Origin of the sequence: Ulvibacter antarcticus (genome assembly GCF_003688405.1) — a bacterium.
GTDB lineage: Bacteria > Bacteroidota > Bacteroidia > Flavobacteriales > Flavobacteriaceae > Ulvibacter > Ulvibacter antarcticus.
Map to the genome: position 1 here is coordinate 160,496 of NZ_REFC01000015.1, position 17,511 is coordinate 178,006.

At 36.6% G+C, this 17,511-nt stretch carries 17 protein-coding genes; 14 read left to right on the top strand and 3 right to left on the bottom strand.

The genetic code is table 11. From position 1 onward, the window contains the following. Nucleotides 1-11: 11 nt before the first annotated feature. The 8 genes from BXY75_RS15005 (at nucleotide 12) to BXY75_RS15040 (ending at nucleotide 6,228) form a co-directional block, all read left to right on the top strand. Entirely contained in the window at nucleotides 12-1,808 is a 1,797-nt protein-coding gene (locus BXY75_RS15005) for a hybrid sensor histidine kinase/response regulator transcription factor (protein ID WP_121908588.1), read from the top strand. Nucleotides 1,809-2,087: 279 nt separating this feature from the next. Beyond that, nucleotides 2,088-2,447, top strand: a complete 360-nt coding sequence (locus BXY75_RS15010; protein WP_121908589.1) for a hypothetical protein — start codon at nucleotides 2,088-2,090, stop codon at nucleotides 2,445-2,447. A gap of 48 nt (nucleotides 2,448-2,495) precedes the next feature. Next, on the top strand, nucleotides 2,496-3,182 hold the full coding sequence (locus BXY75_RS15015; RefSeq protein WP_147437292.1) for a TapB family protein: 687 nt from the start codon (nucleotides 2,496-2,498) through the stop codon (nucleotides 3,180-3,182). A gap of 186 nt (nucleotides 3,183-3,368) precedes the next feature. Then, nucleotides 3,369-3,782 carry a hypothetical protein gene (locus BXY75_RS15020; protein WP_121908591.1) on the top strand — a complete coding sequence of 138 codons (414 nt, stop codon included), beginning with the start codon at nucleotides 3,369-3,371 and terminating at the stop codon, nucleotides 3,780-3,782. A 155-nt stretch (nucleotides 3,783-3,937) separates the two neighbouring features. Then, a complete protein-coding gene (locus BXY75_RS15025) occupies nucleotides 3,938-4,363 on the top strand; it encodes a lipocalin-like domain-containing protein (RefSeq protein ID WP_121908592.1) in 426 nt (141 codons plus the stop codon). Between the two features lie 16 nt (nucleotides 4,364-4,379). Next, nucleotides 4,380-4,799: a lipocalin-like domain-containing protein gene (locus tag BXY75_RS15030; protein WP_121908593.1), complete on the top strand. Its 420-nt coding sequence runs from the start codon at nucleotides 4,380-4,382 to the stop codon at nucleotides 4,797-4,799. A 173-nt stretch (nucleotides 4,800-4,972) separates the two neighbouring features. Then, nucleotides 4,973-5,653, top strand: coding sequence for a hypothetical protein (locus tag BXY75_RS15035; protein WP_121908594.1), 681 nt, complete (start codon nucleotides 4,973-4,975; stop codon nucleotides 5,651-5,653). 146 nt (nucleotides 5,654-5,799) lie between these two features. Beyond that, on the top strand, nucleotides 5,800-6,228 hold the full coding sequence (locus tag BXY75_RS15040; protein ID WP_121908595.1) for a lipocalin family protein: 429 nt from the start codon (nucleotides 5,800-5,802) through the stop codon (nucleotides 6,226-6,228). 32 nt (nucleotides 6,229-6,260) lie between these two features. Here the strand turns inward: BXY75_RS15040 and lipB are convergent, their stop codons facing one another. Then, nucleotides 6,261-6,983: a lipoyl(octanoyl) transferase LipB gene (lipB, locus tag BXY75_RS15045; RefSeq protein WP_121908596.1), complete on the bottom strand. Its 723-nt coding sequence runs from the start codon at nucleotides 6,981-6,983 to the stop codon at nucleotides 6,261-6,263. A gap of 162 nt (nucleotides 6,984-7,145) precedes the next feature. On the opposite strand from lipB, the gene BXY75_RS15050 reads away from it, so the two are divergent. Further along, the gene (locus BXY75_RS15050) at nucleotides 7,146-9,407 is read left to right on the top strand and encodes a zinc-dependent metalloprotease (RefSeq protein ID WP_121908597.1); all 2,262 of its coding nucleotides are present in this window, start codon (nucleotides 7,146-7,148) and stop codon (nucleotides 9,405-9,407) included. A 70-nt stretch (nucleotides 9,408-9,477) separates the two neighbouring features. On the opposite strand, the gene BXY75_RS15055 is transcribed toward BXY75_RS15050, so the two are convergent. Further along, on the bottom strand, nucleotides 9,478-10,014 hold the full coding sequence (locus BXY75_RS15055; protein WP_121908598.1) for a hypothetical protein: 537 nt from the start codon (nucleotides 10,012-10,014) through the stop codon (nucleotides 9,478-9,480). Nucleotides 10,015-10,138: 124 nt separating this feature from the next. After that, nucleotides 10,139-10,294: a YqaE/Pmp3 family membrane protein gene (locus BXY75_RS15060; RefSeq protein ID WP_121908599.1), complete on the bottom strand. Its 156-nt coding sequence runs from the start codon at nucleotides 10,292-10,294 to the stop codon at nucleotides 10,139-10,141. 223 nt (nucleotides 10,295-10,517) lie between these two features. On the opposite strand from BXY75_RS15060, the gene BXY75_RS15065 reads away from it, so the two are divergent. The 5 genes from BXY75_RS15065 (at nucleotide 10,518) to BXY75_RS15085 (ending at nucleotide 17,427) form a co-directional block, all read left to right on the top strand. Then, a complete protein-coding gene (locus BXY75_RS15065) occupies nucleotides 10,518-11,579 on the top strand; it encodes a helix-turn-helix domain-containing protein (RefSeq protein WP_121908600.1) in 1,062 nt (353 codons plus the stop codon). A gap of 203 nt (nucleotides 11,580-11,782) precedes the next feature. Continuing rightward, on the top strand, nucleotides 11,783-12,673 hold the full coding sequence (locus BXY75_RS15070; RefSeq protein WP_121908601.1) for a thioredoxin family protein: 891 nt from the start codon (nucleotides 11,783-11,785) through the stop codon (nucleotides 12,671-12,673). An 87-nt stretch (nucleotides 12,674-12,760) separates the two neighbouring features. Beyond that, nucleotides 12,761-14,452 carry a lysine--tRNA ligase gene (gene lysS / locus BXY75_RS15075; protein WP_121908602.1) on the top strand — a complete coding sequence of 564 codons (1,692 nt, stop codon included), beginning with the start codon at nucleotides 12,761-12,763 and terminating at the stop codon, nucleotides 14,450-14,452. Between the two features lie 25 nt (nucleotides 14,453-14,477). Continuing rightward, a complete protein-coding gene (locus BXY75_RS15080) occupies nucleotides 14,478-14,915 on the top strand; it encodes a DUF805 domain-containing protein (RefSeq protein WP_121908603.1) in 438 nt (145 codons plus the stop codon). Between the two features lie 343 nt (nucleotides 14,916-15,258). Next, nucleotides 15,259-17,427 (top strand): T9SS type A sorting domain-containing protein, encoded by a 2,169-nt coding sequence (locus BXY75_RS15085; RefSeq protein WP_121908604.1) that lies wholly within the window; start codon nucleotides 15,259-15,261, stop codon nucleotides 17,425-17,427. The last annotated feature ends 84 nt before the right edge of the window (nucleotides 17,428-17,511 follow it).

Genomic DNA, 17,511 nt, shown 5'->3' on the forward strand with positions numbered 1-17,511 from the left:
ACCTAACCCTCATGAAAAAGATTGCGCTTTTCTTTTTTTTTACTGCTTCAACTGTTTTTGGGCAAAACTTGCAATCGTTAGAAGGGACTCTTCAAAATGAAAAAAACCATCCACAAGTAGAATTGCTACTTCTTCAAAAAAAATTAGAAGAACAAAAGAGTAACAATCAACGAAACCTATTACTATCTGCTCTTATTTTAGCAAGTATCTCGGGATTATTTTTCTACTACCAATTTAGGAATCGGAAGAAAATAAATGCTAAACTCAGAGAATTAGATATGGCTAAATCTACTTTCTTTGCAAATATTTCTCACGAATTTCGTACGCCACTAACACTTATAAAAGGTCCATTAGGAGATCAATTGGCGCTTGAAGATCTAGATATAAGAGCTCGTAAAAACTTATTAAGTGCCGAACGAAATGTCATCCGTCTCGAAAATCTGGTAGAACAGTTATTAGCGCTTTCAAAATTGGAAAGCGGTCACTTTCAACTTCGGGTAGAACCTGGAAATTTACCTGCCTTTACCGCTGTACAGGCTGAAGCATTTAGTTATAGCTGTCATGAAAAAAGCATCAATTTTACCATTCATATCGAAAAAGACAAGGCTACCGATTGGTTCGATCATGACGTAATCGAGAAAATACTTTTCAACCTTCTTGCTAATGCCGTGAAATTCACACCGGAAAAAGGCAGCATTATAATTAGTGGTGAAAGATTGAAAAGCAGTTTTATTTTTAAAGTCAAAAATACGGGAAGTACCTTAAAGGCTGACCAACAGAAAAAGTTATTTGAACGTTTTTATAAATCGGATGATAAGAGTACTGGAACGGGAATTGGCTTAGCGCTTTCGAAAGAATTGGCTGAGCTCCATCATGGAAACATCACAATTACCAACGATGCCGAAGGTTACTTAGTTTTTACTACAGAAATTCCAGTTTCAAAGACTTCTTTCGATGCTTCGGAAGTATTTTCAGAAGAAGTATTAAAGGCTGCAGAAGAAGTTGACGTTCCTTCCGAAGAGAAAATAGAAAATACTCAAATACCCACGGATGATGCTCCAATCATGTTAATCGTAGATGACGCGCTCGATATCCGAAACTATGTCTCCTCTATTTTTGAAACAACTTATAATGTACATACAGCAGTTAACGGAAAAGAAGGGTTTGAGAAAGCTTTGACACTTATTCCCGATGTTATTATTAGTGATGTGATGATGCCTGAAGATGACGGATTTACACTTACAAGAAACTTAAAGCGTCATGAACTCACATCTCATATTCCTGTAATATTACTAACCGCTAAAAGTGATGTTACCGACAAATTGGAAGGCATGGAGATTGGTGCAGACAGTTATATGACTAAGCCATTTAGCTCTCAACTTGTAAAAGCAACCGCAGAAAACTTAATTGAGAACCGGCGAAAATTACAGCAGCGGTTTTCTCAGGAAGTGATTTTAATTCCGAAAGAAATTGCTGTAACGTCAGCTGATGAACAGTTTCTTAACAGGCTCCAAAAAGTAATTGATGCTAGAATAACCGATCCTGAATTTACCGTAGAGGAATTTAGTAAGGAAATGAGTGTAAGCCGAATGCAACTACATCGAAAATTAAAGGCCCTATCTGGACAATCGACCAGTGAATTTTTAAGAACACAACGATTAAGACTTGCCATAGGTTTAATAAAAGAAGGTAAGATTTCTATTTCTGAAGTAGGCTATACTGTTGGTTTTAATGATCCTTCATACTTCACAAAATGCTTCAAACAGGAATTTGGTTATCCACCTTCCGAATTCGGTTCAAGCAAATAAATTCACCTACTATTGGCTTATTTTAAACGAATGTTACATTTGTCGTAATATTGGTTACATAGTTCATAAACCGCTTTCTCAAGACGGTTTATTTTTGTGGTCAAGATTCTCCCCAAGACATGAGTAAAAAACAAAAAATATATATGGGTAGTATTGATTGGGTACCAAACAAGCAAATTTTACTCAGTATCAATAATTTAAAAAAAGGCACCTATATACTTAAGATCGTTCAGAATAAAAAAACAGTAAAGGAAATAACATTTATAAAATACTAAATCAATGAGAACAATTAAAATGATATGCATCCTGTTTGCGTTAATTGCAACGTCAACTGGATATTCCCAATTTTTAGATAAGCTGGGCGAAAAAGCAGAAAGGGCTGTGGAACGAACTGTAGAACGAAGAGTAGAACGGGAAACAGTAAAAAGTACAGATCGCGCTTTGGATAGTGTAATTGATGCTCCCAAAAAATCGAAAAAACAAAAAAGAAAAGAAAAGTCAAAAAAGAAAAAAGGCAATAACATAATTGGCGGTCCCCCAGAAGACGGGGAATATCAAACTGATAATTCTTCAAATGAAGCAAAGGAAATCCGAGCGAGACGCGAAAAAGACTCACTGAATTTATCTGACAATCAATAGATTGATAAAAATATTAAACGTATAAATCTAAATTAATAATTACAAAAGATGACAAACTACATTACCTATTTTACCATATTAATCTGTTGTTCATTGAGTTTTTCTCAAGACTGCAGTAAGTTTTACCCTCTCTCTGAAGGCACTAATTTTGAGATAACCAATTACGAGTCAAATGGTAAAGTCGCAGCTAAAACGGCCTATAGTGTTACCGACGTGAATAGATCCAATGGAACCGAAATAGCTACAATTAATACGGTGATACGTGATAAAAAAGACAAAATAATCACAGAAACGAGCTTTGAAATGAACTGCAATGGGGATGTAACTTCTATCGATTTCAAGTCTTTAATGAATTCACAAATGCTGGACCAATTTAAAAACATGGAAACAGATATCAGTGGTGAAAACCTGATATTACCAAATGATCTATCGGTTGGGCAGCAGCTACCCGATGCAAAATTAGACATTAGCATAAGCTTATCGGGCATTAACATGAGAATAGCAACCTATATAAGAGACCGGAAGGTTATCGCTCAAGAATCGGTCACAACGCCCGCTGGAACCTTCAATTGTTATGTAATAAGCTACGTAATTGATCTTGATTCTATGGGAATGAACCGAACTTCCACTTCGAAACAATGGGTTTCGGAAGGAGTGGGAATGGTAAAGCAGGAGGATTACAATAACAATGGAAAAACAACCAGTTCAAGTCTTTTAACAACCTTCAATCGCTAAGCCTCTCAATAGCAATCAACTCTTTTCAACTTACTTATCCATTTTACAACTAACCAATCAACCTTTCAACCGTCTTAGTTAATTCTAAGGCGGTTTTTTTCTGAAATGTCTTCCGAAGCGATACAAAGGGTAACAATTTTTAAGGGAAATGTATTAAAGATTATAAACTGAAAAATCTTAGTAATCATGAAAAATTTAAAAATATTCCTACTAGCATTCATTACAATATTAGCTACTTCTTGTAGTAAGAATGACGATACTTCTGAAGCCGTTATACAACCCACAAATCTCGAATTGCTTACTTCAGGAAAGTGGTATTTGAAAAGCGCTTCAAATTCATTATTTACCGAATGTCAGCAACGTACCTATATGCATTTTGTCGACACTTCAAATTTGATAATAGAAGAGTTCGATGACAGCGGTGAGTTCTGTCTTTCCAGTGGGTCACAGAATTACAATTATACATTTAGTGATCCCTTGATAGACATTAGTTTAGGACAATTTCATTTAACTTATACCATAGAAACTATTTCTAACACTCAGCTTATATTAGAAAGAGAAGTTAATGGATCTATTGAAATAAGTGTCTACGGGAAATAAAGCTGTCTTAATTCTGAGTCATCAAATAGTTGATTATCCATCACCGCCTCTAATATAAGTTAGAAGCGGTGATTTTATTTAAGAAACTTTCAACTAATGGGTAACAAATAGAAACTGGATGTATATAAGGGTGTAAAACAATAAAACTAGAAATTATGAAAACTTTAAAAATTTTAACCTTAGCAATTTTTACACTTATGATTACATCATGTAGCAAAAGTGACGATACAGTAGAATCAGAAACTGTAATACCGCCTACCACACAAGAGCTTCTGCAATCGGGTGTATGGCATATAGCTTCAAAATCGGGAGAAATAACTACTCAGTGTCTTACCCAGTCATACATCAAATTTGTTGACGAAGACACTATGCTTAACGAATTCTTCGATACAAGTGGTGGTATTTGTGAATCAACTGGATTGGACATACACCAATACAATAAAATTGGCAATGTGATCAACATAAACACACCTGGAGATCCTGTTACGCTCACAATTATTTCTATAACAGAGACCGAACTTAACATCGTAGTAGATGAGAGTGGCGGAGTTGTTTACACCATCAACTTCATTAAACAATAATTTAAAAACATACTCTATGAAAACTTTAAGAATTTTAACTCTTGTAATATTGACAATAGCGATTAGCTCTTGTAGTAAAAACGATGATACCGTTGTTGTTGAAGAAGTTGTAGAATTGACAACCGCACAATTACTGACGTCCGGCCCCTGGTATGTAGAAGGAATATCTGGCAGTACCTTAGATGAATGTGATAAACAAACGAACTTCAATTTTGGCGATGACGGCTTTATGATCTTGGAAAGATATTTTACAAATGCCGGAGTTTGCGAACTTGATGGCTCGCAAGCTTTTAATTATACCCTTAGTGATATGCTTATCATTTTGGAAAATGGCGGCTCGGGAATTGTACTTACCATTGATCACATTAGCGAATCACAACTCCTATTAATAATTGGAAGTGGAGGTGGTGCTGAAACTTACATTTTAAGAAAATAATACGCCACATCCTTCTTTTGATTATTTTTTTGATTAGCCTGAATATCCGTCTTGTTTTATAGAGACGGATTTTCTATTTCTTAAAGTTTTGCCAAAATCAAAAAGTACTAGGTAACAATTATGAAGCAAGTGTATTTAAGGGTGTAAAACAATAAACTTTAAAAATTAAAATTATGAAAACAATGAAATTATTAACCGTATTAGTAATGAGCCTTATGATCTTTTCTTGCAGCAAGAATGACGACACAGTCGTTGAAGATCAACAACAAGAAGCTGGAGTCCCAAGCGATTTAAATTATTCACAAGCGCAGATTGATGTTGCTTTTTACACAACCGGTTCTACGTCTATTCCTTCAGTAAATTGGAATGGTGAACAAGGAACTTTCTCACTAGACAGCACCATCGATGGACTTACAATTAATTCCCAAAGTGGAGTGCTAAGTTGGAACAAAAACCTACCATTAGGAGAAAACTATGTCACAGTAAAAGCCCTTAACAGCAAAGGTTGGGGAAATACACATATTATTTTGAACAACCGTTTTCAAGGACATTTTATCGGTGGGTACAACAACGATCCAAATTCTACTGTCATTACAACGGGGGGTGCGAAATTGACCTTCAATGCAGATGGTACCATGACTTGTGAAATTAGCGGTACTGTTGGAATTGGTAGTTGGATCTCTATTAGTGGAGAGTACATTTCGGTGACATTTCAATTAAGTGGTAGCGGTGTTGCTTACAAATATGATGCTCAGGTAATTTATAGTGAGTCTATATCGCCTTATGCTGCGGGCAGCTATGGAATTGCCGGAACAGGTGTATGGCAAGGACATATGAGAGTAGACAAGATATAATTCTAATTCCCTAGATCTATTTTGTGACCGCCAACAACATTTGTTGGCGGTTTTTTTCTGAAATAGTTTCAGAATAAATCACAATAAAGGGTAACAAAAATAACCTCATATGTATATAAGGGTGTAAAACAATAAAACTAAAAATTATGAAAACTTTGAAAATTTTAACCTTAGCATTTTTGACACTTATGTCTGTTTCTTGTAGTAAGAATGACGACACCGACAACACTCCAGTACAAGAAGATCCTGTTGAACTTACCACAGCCGACCTTCTTGTTAGCGGAAAATGGTTTGTAAACGGAATTAGCGGAACAAGCTTAGACAGTTGCGAACAACAAACATATTTCCATTTTATTGATTCAAATACACTTATAGTTGAGTCATTCGGGCTAAACGGTGGTGTTTGTGAGTCAAATACATTAAATACTTACGATTACTCTTTGGCTAATCCTTTAATTAATATTCAGAACGGCGCAACTTCGGTACTATTTGAAATCGAATTTATTTCGGAAACACAGTTAGTGCTTTCTACAGATTCGGGCGGTGGAACTGCGACTTATAATTTGGTAAAGTAATTCGATAATTTATGCAACCTCTAAAACCATTCTTAACTATTGTTAGGGATGGTTTCTTTTTTTAATTCTGCTTCAAAAAGTTCTGCAAAATGCTTCAGAAGTTTTCCTTTCACCTCTTCCATAGATACTTCGGTTCTGCCCAATTCTACATTTAAAGATGTTACTGCCTTGCCTCTTATTCCGCAGGGAATCATATGATCAAAATATCCTAGGTTCGAATTCACATTCAGCGCAAATCCATGCATGGTCACCCACCTACTTGCACGTACACCCAAAGCACATATTTTTCTGGCAAATGGAGTTCCAACATCCAGCCAAACACCGGTTTCACCCTTAGATCTCGCAGCTTTTAAACCATACTCGTCCAAAGTTCTGATAACCATTTCCTCTAAAAAACGAAGATATTTATGAATATCTGTAAAAAAATTCTCCAAATCGAGAATCGGATAACCCACAATTTGCCCGGGCCCATGATAGGTAATATCACCACCTCGGTTAATTTTATAATAGGTAGCCTTTATCTGTGCTAGTTTCTCTTCAGAAATAAGAAGATTGGAAATATCTCCACTTTTTCCCAAAGTATAGACATGAGGATGTTCAACCAATAAAAAATAATTAGGCGTTTTAAGTTGTGCATCTTCTCTTCGATTACGAATTTTAAGATCGATAATCCCTTTGAAAAGCACTTCTTGATATTCCCAAATTTCTTTATAATCTCTAAGTCCGAGATCTTCTATGGTAACAAATTTATTCAAAAGCTAACTTTGGTTTTAATTGTTCTACAAAATTATACATTATGAAAGCAAATAATATATAATAGTGTAATTATATTTTAGGTCAAAACACTTCAAGAATATGCTTAAAATCATATATTTGTTACTGAAAAGATCAAATAAATTAATATTAATATCAATGTCATGAAAAACTACCTATTAAAATTTGCGTTGGTTGCTGTTATTATATTTTCGGCAACACAAGCAAATTCACAGTCTTTATCTGATACCTGGGCGGCGACCACTGCACAAAGGACTCAGAATTTAGAGAAAGAATTTAGAGCTGAAACTCCGTCTGAGTATAAGCTCTTCCAATTTGATGCTGCACAATTTAAGGCAGCCTTACAAAATGTTCCTCAGAGAAATGAGGTGAGCAATTCACAAGTTATTGTTCAGTTTCCTACAAACAATGGAGAATTACAAAGTTTCCGTGTAGCTGAAGCTTCTGTTTTTAGCCCGGAATTGCAAGCTCAATATCCTGAAATTAGATCTTATGTTGGACAAGGAATCGAAGATCCTTCGGCAATAGCGAGATTTAGTGTATCGGCTATCGGTACTTCTGCTATGATTACTTCAGCAAACTACAAAACGGTATATGTAACACCATATACTAAAAACAAGGAGTATTATATGCAATATTCGAGAGCAGACCTTCCTTCTCGTACAGATAATTTTATCTGTCATACAGATGATGGTTTTGCACCTCCAATTGATTTTGATGCTGTAGCTGCAATGAAAAATGCCGATGATGGTATGTTAAGAACATTTAGACTAGCACTTGCATGTACTGGAGAATATTCTATTTTCCACCTAAACAACCAAGGTATTCCAGGTGGAGCTACTGAGGCTGTTAAAAAAGCTGCAGTTCTTATGGCAATGAATACCTCAATGACTAGAGTAAATGGTATTTATGAGAAAGATCTTGCAGTAACTATGGTAATAGTTCCTAATAATATAGACATTATCTTTTTAGATCCTGCTACAGACGGCTATACAAACAATAATGGTGGAGCTATGTTAGGTGAAAACCAAGCGAAGTGTGATGCTATTATTGGAACTGCCAATTACGATATCGGTCACGTTTTTAGTACCGGTGGTGGTGGAGTCGCTCAACTTAACTCTCCTTGTACTTCTAACAAGGCTAGAGGGGTAACTGGTCTTCCACAGCCAATTGGAGACTTCTTTGACGTGGATTATGTTGCTCACGAAATGGGTCACCAATATGGTGGTAATCACACTTTCAATAATTCTTGTGGAAATAACCGTAACGGTGGAACCGCTGTTGAACCAGGAAGTGGATCAACTATAATGGCGTATGCAGGAATTTGCCCTCCAAACGTTCAAGCACATAGTGATGATTTCTTCAATGGTGTAAACATCCTTGAAATGTGGCAAAACATTTCGGCTGGTGCCGGTCAATGTGCCGCTCAAACTGCTACAAACAATGACCCGCCAATCGCAGAAGCTGGAGATTCATACGATATTCCTAGCTCAACACCTTTCGTAATGACAGGTACTGCTACAGATGTAAATCCTGGAGATGTTCTTACATATAACTGGGAACAAAAAGATAATATAGTAGCTCCAATGCCTCCTTCTCCAACTTCGACAGAAGGACCATTGTTCTTATCTTTAGTTTCAAATGTTTCTCCATCAAGATATTTCCCAGCACTACCAACTGTAATATCGGGTGCAACTAGCACAACATGGGAAGTTATACCTTCAGTAACACGTTTTATTCGTTTCCGACTTACCGTTAGAGACAACGCTGCTGCTGGTGGTTCTTCATCAAGTGATCTTGCTGCAGTAATCGTAGACGGAAACTCAGGACCTTTTCTTGTGACTTCACAAACGACTAACGAAACTTGGAATGCTAACGGGTCTGAAACAATTACCTGGGATGTTGCCGGAACTGATGCAGCTCCTGTAGACACTCCTAACGTAGATATATTCTTATCTATCGATGGTGGTCTTACTTTCCCAACCGTACTTGCAACAGCAGTTCCAAATAATGGATCAGCAGTTATCTCGGTACCACTAGCTATTGATACAAACCAAGCGAGAGTTATGGTAAAAGGTAACCCTAATGTTTTCTATCAAGTAAACACTACAAACTTTACTATTAGTAGTGTATTAGCGGTATCTGAGGTTGTTTTTGAAGATCTTTCAATCTACCCTAACCCAACAAACGGAAACTTTAGTATTAACTTTAAGCCTCAATCTGCTTCAGATGTAAACATTGCATTATACGATGTAAGAGGAAGAGAAATTGATACACAAGTTTTTGAGAATAACGGAAGCACCTTTAGTGAGTCTATGTCTTATAACGGACTTAACACAGGAATGTATTTTGTTAAAATAAGCAATAACGGTCAAAGTCAGACTGTAAAGCTTATCATTGAATAAGTAACAAAGTTGTTAAATTAAAAAAGCGGGGCTCTTTCGAGTCCCGCTTTTTTTTTGTTTAAATCGGAATCTATAAACTAACTGTTCTTTTAATTGAAGTTACTTTTTGAGAAGTTTCATCAATTTTAAAATTGACTTCAAAATTTAATTGCTTTCCTGTTTTACTAAGACTGAAACTGCCTTTTTTTACTTTATAAAATCCAGCTTCTCCCCTGCAAAAACATTGCTTTCCATAAAGAAGACTCACCGTTTGAAGAGATGAATTTGCCAATTTCAATGATTCTGCAGAATTTGGCACCTCAAAGTGAATGGTTTCTGAGTAATTCCCGTCGGCGGTACCTTCTGGCCCTTTTTCAGAATACGTAAACTCAACGACCATATTTTCTCCATCCTCAAAGACAGGATAAAGCATCCCCGTAGTATCTTCTTTCAAAATCATGTTTTTATTTTTCATCACTTTCAAAGTACAATCACCAGCTTCAGGGCAATTATCTTTTATCATTTCCATCTTTTCTTCGGAATTTACCTCTGATACTTCTTTAGTACCTTTGGTTGAGTTACAAGCATTTGCTGCTAATATTGCAATTAGAAAAATATACGTCTTCATCTATTTAATTTTAATGGTTATTTCCTTAACTAATTTAGTTCTAAGTTATCTAAGTAAAACAAACTCTGTTCCAAATCAATTTGAAAGATAGTGCAATTATCTCAAAAGCGACATAACGGCACTTTTATTTAGGATTATTAATGATAATCAAAGCTGCGATAACACCAGGAATCCAACCGCATACGGTAAGAATTAAAACGATTAAAATAGATCCACAACCTTTATCTATAACGGCAAGTGGTGGAAAAAGGATTGAAAGTAAGACTCTCCAAATACTCATAAGTGGGAATTAAAAATTAAATACACTGTATATGTCTTAAGATTTCACAATTGTTACATCGCCTTTTGAAACTGTTAGTATTTATAAATCCAGATGTATTTTAAACTCAAAAACAGTTTTCAAGTAATAAAGCTTGTGATTTTATATATTTACGACTTTCAATGTGAAAGTTACTTCAATTAAAACAAGCTACTCGTTCAGTAAATAAATATAAAAAAGGTAAATGAATAGAATTCAATTTTTTCTATGCTTCTTGATTGGATCGATTTCGGTCACCGGAATTGCCCAATACAAATTTACCGGCTATGTGGACCCTAATCTTTCCGAAGGCACCATTTACCTTTCCATGGTAGAGGATTACCGAAAAATCTCGGGCGTATATCCCGAACAAATACTAAGTACAACGGCAGCAGATTCTAGTGGCTACTTTTCTTTCTCCGATAATAATCTGTCTTTAGAAAACCGTATTTACAGAATTCATGTAGATACCTGTTCTGAAGCCGATCAAAACACTTCACATTTTACCGGACATTGTCCCAACAGTAAAGAAGTAGTATTCGTCGCTAACAACAGTGATACCATAAATCTTCCGTTCTCCTTCGACGATGAAATGTTTTGTCGTGTCGAATCAAAAAATGAAAAGGCCAACTCATTTTTGAAGATCGATTCTTTAAAACACGATATGCGTTTTGCATTTGGCACCTATAGAAGTGAAGCCAACAGAAAGGTGAATTCTAAAAAATGGTTCACTATTCTGCAAGATTACGGTGAGCAGTTACACGAGCCATTGGCAGAATTATATAGCTATGCGTTTCTTTCAGATAGAACGCAACAACTCCACACCTATTATCTGCAAGATCTTAAAACAAATCCGTATTACGACAATCTGTTGCAGCGACTTTCAGAAAAATACCCCAATAGCCCTTATATAGAGCAATATAAAGCTGAAATTACATCCGATAAATATATTATCTCATCACATAAATCAGATACATTTCCATGGTGGTTATGGTTATTGTTAGGGATTACTTTGCTCTCATTGGTTGGTAATTTTTATTTCTTCGGAAAACTAAAAAAATTAAAACTAGAGACGCCTTCTCCCGTTGCATCTTTGTCAAATCAGGAAAAAAAAGTATTGGATCTCATCCTTGAAGATAAAAGTAATAAAGAGATCGCATCCATGTTGTTTGTAAGCGTGAGCACTATAAAGACACATGTAAATAACCTTTACAAAAAATTGAATGTCTCTTCCAGAGATGAAGTGAAGGCTATGTTTCCAAGATAATGGTTTTAAAATTAAACCTAATTGAAAGGTAGTATCCAATAGTTCTCGACTGCGCTCGAACAGACAGCAATCTACTTTTTAAAATCATTCATTCCAATTACGCCAAGATTTCAACCGGGTACTAGCACTCTATTCAATCCTTCAATTCACAGGCTTTTTCATAATTATTAGAATCTTCGTGGTGAAAACTAAAACCAACGACCATGAAAAATCTAATACTACTAATTTTTACCTTAAGTGCAACTATTTTATCTTACGGACAAACATTCAATCACGAAATACAACTTGAAGGAAAACCATCTTTACTACTCGGCAAAGTGAATAAAGATATCCTTTCAGAACAAAACTATAAAGACTGGTTCCTTACCAATGCCGAAAATTACAATCCGAACCAGGAAAAAATAGCTCAGATTGAGACCTTGCTTTCCGATTATACTATTACTGCATTCTTTGGCACTTGGTGTGGAGACAGTAAAGAGGAACTGCCTCGCTTTTATAAAATCTTAGAAGAAGCTGATTTTTCCTTAGATCGTCTAACGGTTGTTGCCGTAGCTTCTGAACGTGATTTTTACAAACAAAGCCCTGGAGGTGAGGAAGAAGGACTCAATATTCATAGAGTGCCTACATTCATCTTCTATAAAGACGGCAAAGAAGTCAACCGAATTGTCGAACATCCTGTAAATTCTCTGGAAACGGATATACTTCATATCCTTCAGCAGCAATCATACACACCAAATTATCATGCAGTGACCATTGTTAACACTGCTATTGAAGACATGGGATTGAAAAAGTTTCAGAAAAAATCCAAAAAACTGCTTCCGAAGTTAAAAAAAGTAGCCAAAAACATGTACGAATTGAACACCTACTCTAGCGTTCTGTATTTTTCAGATAAGAAGGAGGAAGCTATTGCTGTAGCAAGGCTAAACACCATACTATTCCCAAAAGAAGCCACGACTTATGAAAACCTCGGACATAAACTCTATGGTATCAATCGTTTGGATGAAGCTCTAAAGCACTACGAAACCGCATTAAACTTGGATCCGACGAAGGAAAAAATAAAAGACAGGATCGATTTGATAAAATCCAGAGCTTAATCAGTTTCTTGCATTAAAAAGGAGGCGACGAAATTGAATAACCCGTTGTTTGTACATATCTTTGCTGCTTATTTTTAGACAAGCAATATGCAACTTACTGAACTCGAACTCATCCGAAGAGAAAAACTTACCCAATTACGTAATTTGGGTATAAATCCTTATCCCGCAGACCTATTTCCGTTGGATTCAAATTCGAAGGAGATAAAACAGCACTTTGAAGAAGGTAAAAAAGTAACAATTGCCGGACGCCTAATGCGTAAAAACATTCAGGGAAAAGCTTCTTTTGCTCAGTTACAGGATTCGGAAGGTCGTATTCAGGTGTATTTTAACCGTGATGAAATTTGTACCGGTGAGGATAAAACGCAATATAATGAAGTCTATAAAAAACTGCTTGATATTGGTGATTTTATAGGGATTGAAGGTAAATTGTTTACGACTCAAGTAGGTGAAAAAACCGTCATGGTTAAAAAATTCAGCCTACTTTCAAAAGCTTTAAAACCCCTTCCGCAGCCAAAAGTAGATGCCGAAGGCAAAGTTCACGACGCCTTTACCGATGCCGAACAACGCTATCGTCAACGTTATGTTGATCTGGTTGTGAACCCGCATGTAAAAGAAGTATTTATAAAACGAACCAAGTTATTCAATGCCATGCGTACTTTCTTTAATGATAGAGAGTACTTCGAAGTTGAAACACCAATATTACAACCTATTCCTGGAGGTGCAGCGGCTCGTCCGTTTGTGACACACCATAATTCCTTAGACATTCCGCTTTATATGCGAATTGCAAATGAATTATACCTAAAACGCCTTATCGTTGGTGGTTTTGATGGAGTGTACGAGTTTTCTAAGAACTTCAGAAATGAAGGAATGGATCGTACTCACAACCCAGAATTTACAGCCATGGAAATTTATGTGGCTTATAAGGACTACAACTGGATGATGGATTTCTGTGAGCAGTTATTAGAATTTTGTGCTTCGGAAGTAAACGGAACTACAAAAGCGACATTTGGCGAACACGAAATAGACTTCAAAGCACCCTATGCGCGAGTGACCATGGCGCAATCGATTGTAGATTTTACAGGGTTTGACATCAGCGGTAAATCGGAAGAAGAGATTAGATCTGCTGCCAAAGAAATGGGCGTTGATGTAGACGACACTATGGGCAAAGGAAAACTGATCGATGAGATATTTGGCGAGAAATGTGAAGGAAATTACATCCAACCAACATTTATTACCGATTATCCTAAAGAAATGAGCCCGCTCTGTAAGGAACATCGCACCAATCCGGAACTTACCGAACGTTTTGAATTGATGGTCTGCGGAAAAGAAATCGCAAATGCATATAGTGAATTAAACGATCCAATTGATCAACGTGAACGCTTTGAAGCACAGTTAAAATTAGCAGATCGCGGCGATGATGAGGCAACCGCTTTTATAGATTTCGACTTTCTACGAGCGCTTGAATACGGCATGCCTCCAACCAGCGGAATGGGAATTGGGATGGATCGATTAATTATGTTCCTAACCAATAATGCCTCCATACAGGAAGTGTTATTCTTCCCTCAAATGCGACCTGAAAAGAAAAAGGTCGAAATGACTGAAGACGAAAAAGAAGTGTTCACCATTCTTAAAAACAACTCCCCTATGGAATTGGACGCTTTAAAATCTCAGTCGGGATTAAGCAATAAAAAGTGGGATAAAACCATAAAAGGACTCACCAAGAATAAAATAGTAAAAGTCGAGAAGACCGAGGAAGGTTTATTAGTCTCTGCAGTATAAATTTCGAATTATTTAGCCCAAATTTATGATCATTGAAAAGCAAGAAAAAGATTACACCATTTACGACTGGTGGCGAAAAGTAATGGTTGAAAACTACGCCAACTTTGATGGTCGTGCCAGAAGATCGGAATATTGGTATTTCAGCTTGTTCAATTTTATAATTATATTCTCATTTGCAATTATCATGGCCGTCCTGTCAAGTGTTGTTAATGATGAAGACGTTTTCCTTTTCTCGATGATCCCGCTGGTATTAGGCTTCATGGTCATACTTATTCCAAGTATTGCGGTTGCAGTTCGGCGATTGCACGATACCGGGAAATCCGGCTGGTATTATCTATTGGGCGTAATTCCTATTGTTAGTTATGTTGGAGGAATCGTACTACTGGTATTTTACTGCTCGGATGGAGATCGAGGTGATAATCAATACGGTTTAGACCCCAAAAAGCGCAATCTGGATTTTTAGATCAATCGTTTTGGTTTTTTTTTCTTCGGAAGGCATTTCAAATTCTTCATATTTAAGTATCTATTTATAGTTGAAATAAACATGATTGCTTCAGAAAGAGTCATCTCCAACTGAAGCAACTTATATTTATACCATAAGCCGTTTATTAACGACTTTTTTTTAATAGTCTTTGAGCGACTATTACCCTACTAATCCACTTCCATACAAAGCGTAGTATCAATGAACTAATTACTTTTATATGCTTAAAAAAACAGCATAAAAACGAGGAATTAATGCTCTAAAAGCTATAAATGTCTTACTTTTATGACTACCTAATTGAAAATTAACCGAAAATATAAAATTCATGAAAACAAAACTATTACTTTTTGCACTTGTTTTTTCCGCAACACAAATGTGTTTTGCACAGGAAGGCAAGGAAAATATTGCGCGCACATGGCTTAATGAAAATGTGACTAATCTTAAAACCGGTCACAATTTTGACATGCTAAATAGCAGGTCTGGACCATCGGGTGAGACGTTTAGGTATCATCATACAATTAATGGTGTTGAAGTTTACGACTCATCGATCGCGGTTCACGTATCTCCTAAAAACCAGGTAACGTATCACGCCAGCACTTACGATGAATCTGTGGCTACAGTCGATACAAATCCGGAAATCTCTGAAAATGCTGCTCTAAACGCTGCGATTGCTGCCTTACAAATTGAAGGTCGTATCTCGCAACAGGATATTAAATTATATGTTTACAATAAAACCGGAACTCCAAAATTAGTGTACAGTGTGAAGACTTTGTCTGAATTCTTAAACGGTTATTGGGAAACAATAGTCGATGCAAAAACCGGAGCTGTACTTAGCGTAGAAGATATTGCGATCTACGAAAGACCAATCACGGACAGCGCCAAAAGAACAAAGGCTGACGTTCAAATCTCTCCAGGAAACACTGCTTCAGTAGAAAATGAAAAAATTGAATTCGCAGCTGTTGTAGATGGAACCGCTATGGTTTTTGACCCAGATCCATTGACAAAAACACTAAACGTTTACGGTGGAAATTATGTCGATAATAACGACAATACCAATGCAGATTTGGATGCTGCCCGTACAGCAGTAACCTTGTTGGAAATAGAACAAACAGGTTCTAACTTCAGATTGAGAGGGCCTTACGCAGAAATCGCTGAACTTCAAGCACCTTCTACAGGGCTTTTTATTCAATCTTCTTCAGATTTTAGTTTCACAAGAGACGCACAAGGATTTGAAGCCGCAAATGTATATCACCATTTAGACAAGATGATTCGTTGGATTAATGTGGATTTGGGTATACCTCTAGTTTCTATTTTCAACAGTGGTGTTGTTCGTTTCGATCCACATGCATTTAACGGTGCTGATAACTCTTCTTACGGAGGTGGAAATCTTAACTTTGGAGAAGGTGGTGTAGATGATGCAGAAGACATGGATGTAATTATTCACGAATTAGGTCATGGATTGCACGACTGGGTTACCAATGGTAACTTATCGCAAGTAAATGGACTTAGTGAAGGATCTGGTGATTATTTCGCCAATTCGTATAAAAGAAGTTTAGGACAATGGACTACTGGAGACGCTTCTTATTACTATGTATTTGGATGGGATGGACACAATCCATTCTGGCCGGGACGTGTTACTAATTACGGAGCACTTTATCCAGGTGGTCTAACAGGAAGTATCCACACTGACGGGCAGATCTGGGCAACAGTTCTACTTGAAATTTGGGAAGTTGTTGGAAGAGATCGTATGGACGCAGCAGTTCTGGAAGGTCTTGGTATGACTAACTCGGGAACTAACCAACAGAACGCTGCAATTGCAGTACGTCAGGCAGCAATCGATATGGGATATACCTGTCTTGAAATTGACACTATGACCGATAGATTTACGGCCAGAGGATATGTTTTACCTGCTTATACATGTACAGATTGTTCAATTTCTGCTATTGGATCGGCAAACCTTTCTCCTTGTGATGACGGTGGTACACCAAGTGATCCTTCAGATGATACGTTTACGGGAGACATCTCTGTTACGTTCTTAAATGCGCCTGCAAATGGTACTTTAGACCTAACAGGTGACGGGACAGCATCAGTTTCTGTTACAGGATTAACATCTCCTCATGTATTTACAGGAGTTACAATGACTGCAGATGGAACTGCAATAAATCTAACAGCGACTTTCTCTGATGACGCGACTTGTGCATTTGTTGAAACAAACGCTGGTACTGCTCCAATTTCATGTAGTACTTTAGGTGTAAATGACATAAACAATGTATTGTCGATTTCTGTGTTCCCTAACCCTGCAGATCAGACTTTATCATTCTTAAATGTTACAAAAGAATACAGCATTGCAGTGTATAACTTACTAGGTCAAAAAGTGATCGATCAAACAATCGATGTGAACACTAACAACTTAGAAGTTGGAAATCTTGCATCTGGAACCTATATCATTAAGGTAGACGGTTACAGCGATGTTCTTAAGTTCATCAAAAGATAAAAATCCATTATAATATTTTATCAAAAGGGAATTACAAATTTGTAATTCCCTTTTTTTATACAAAAAAACGTTCCCAACTAAGGG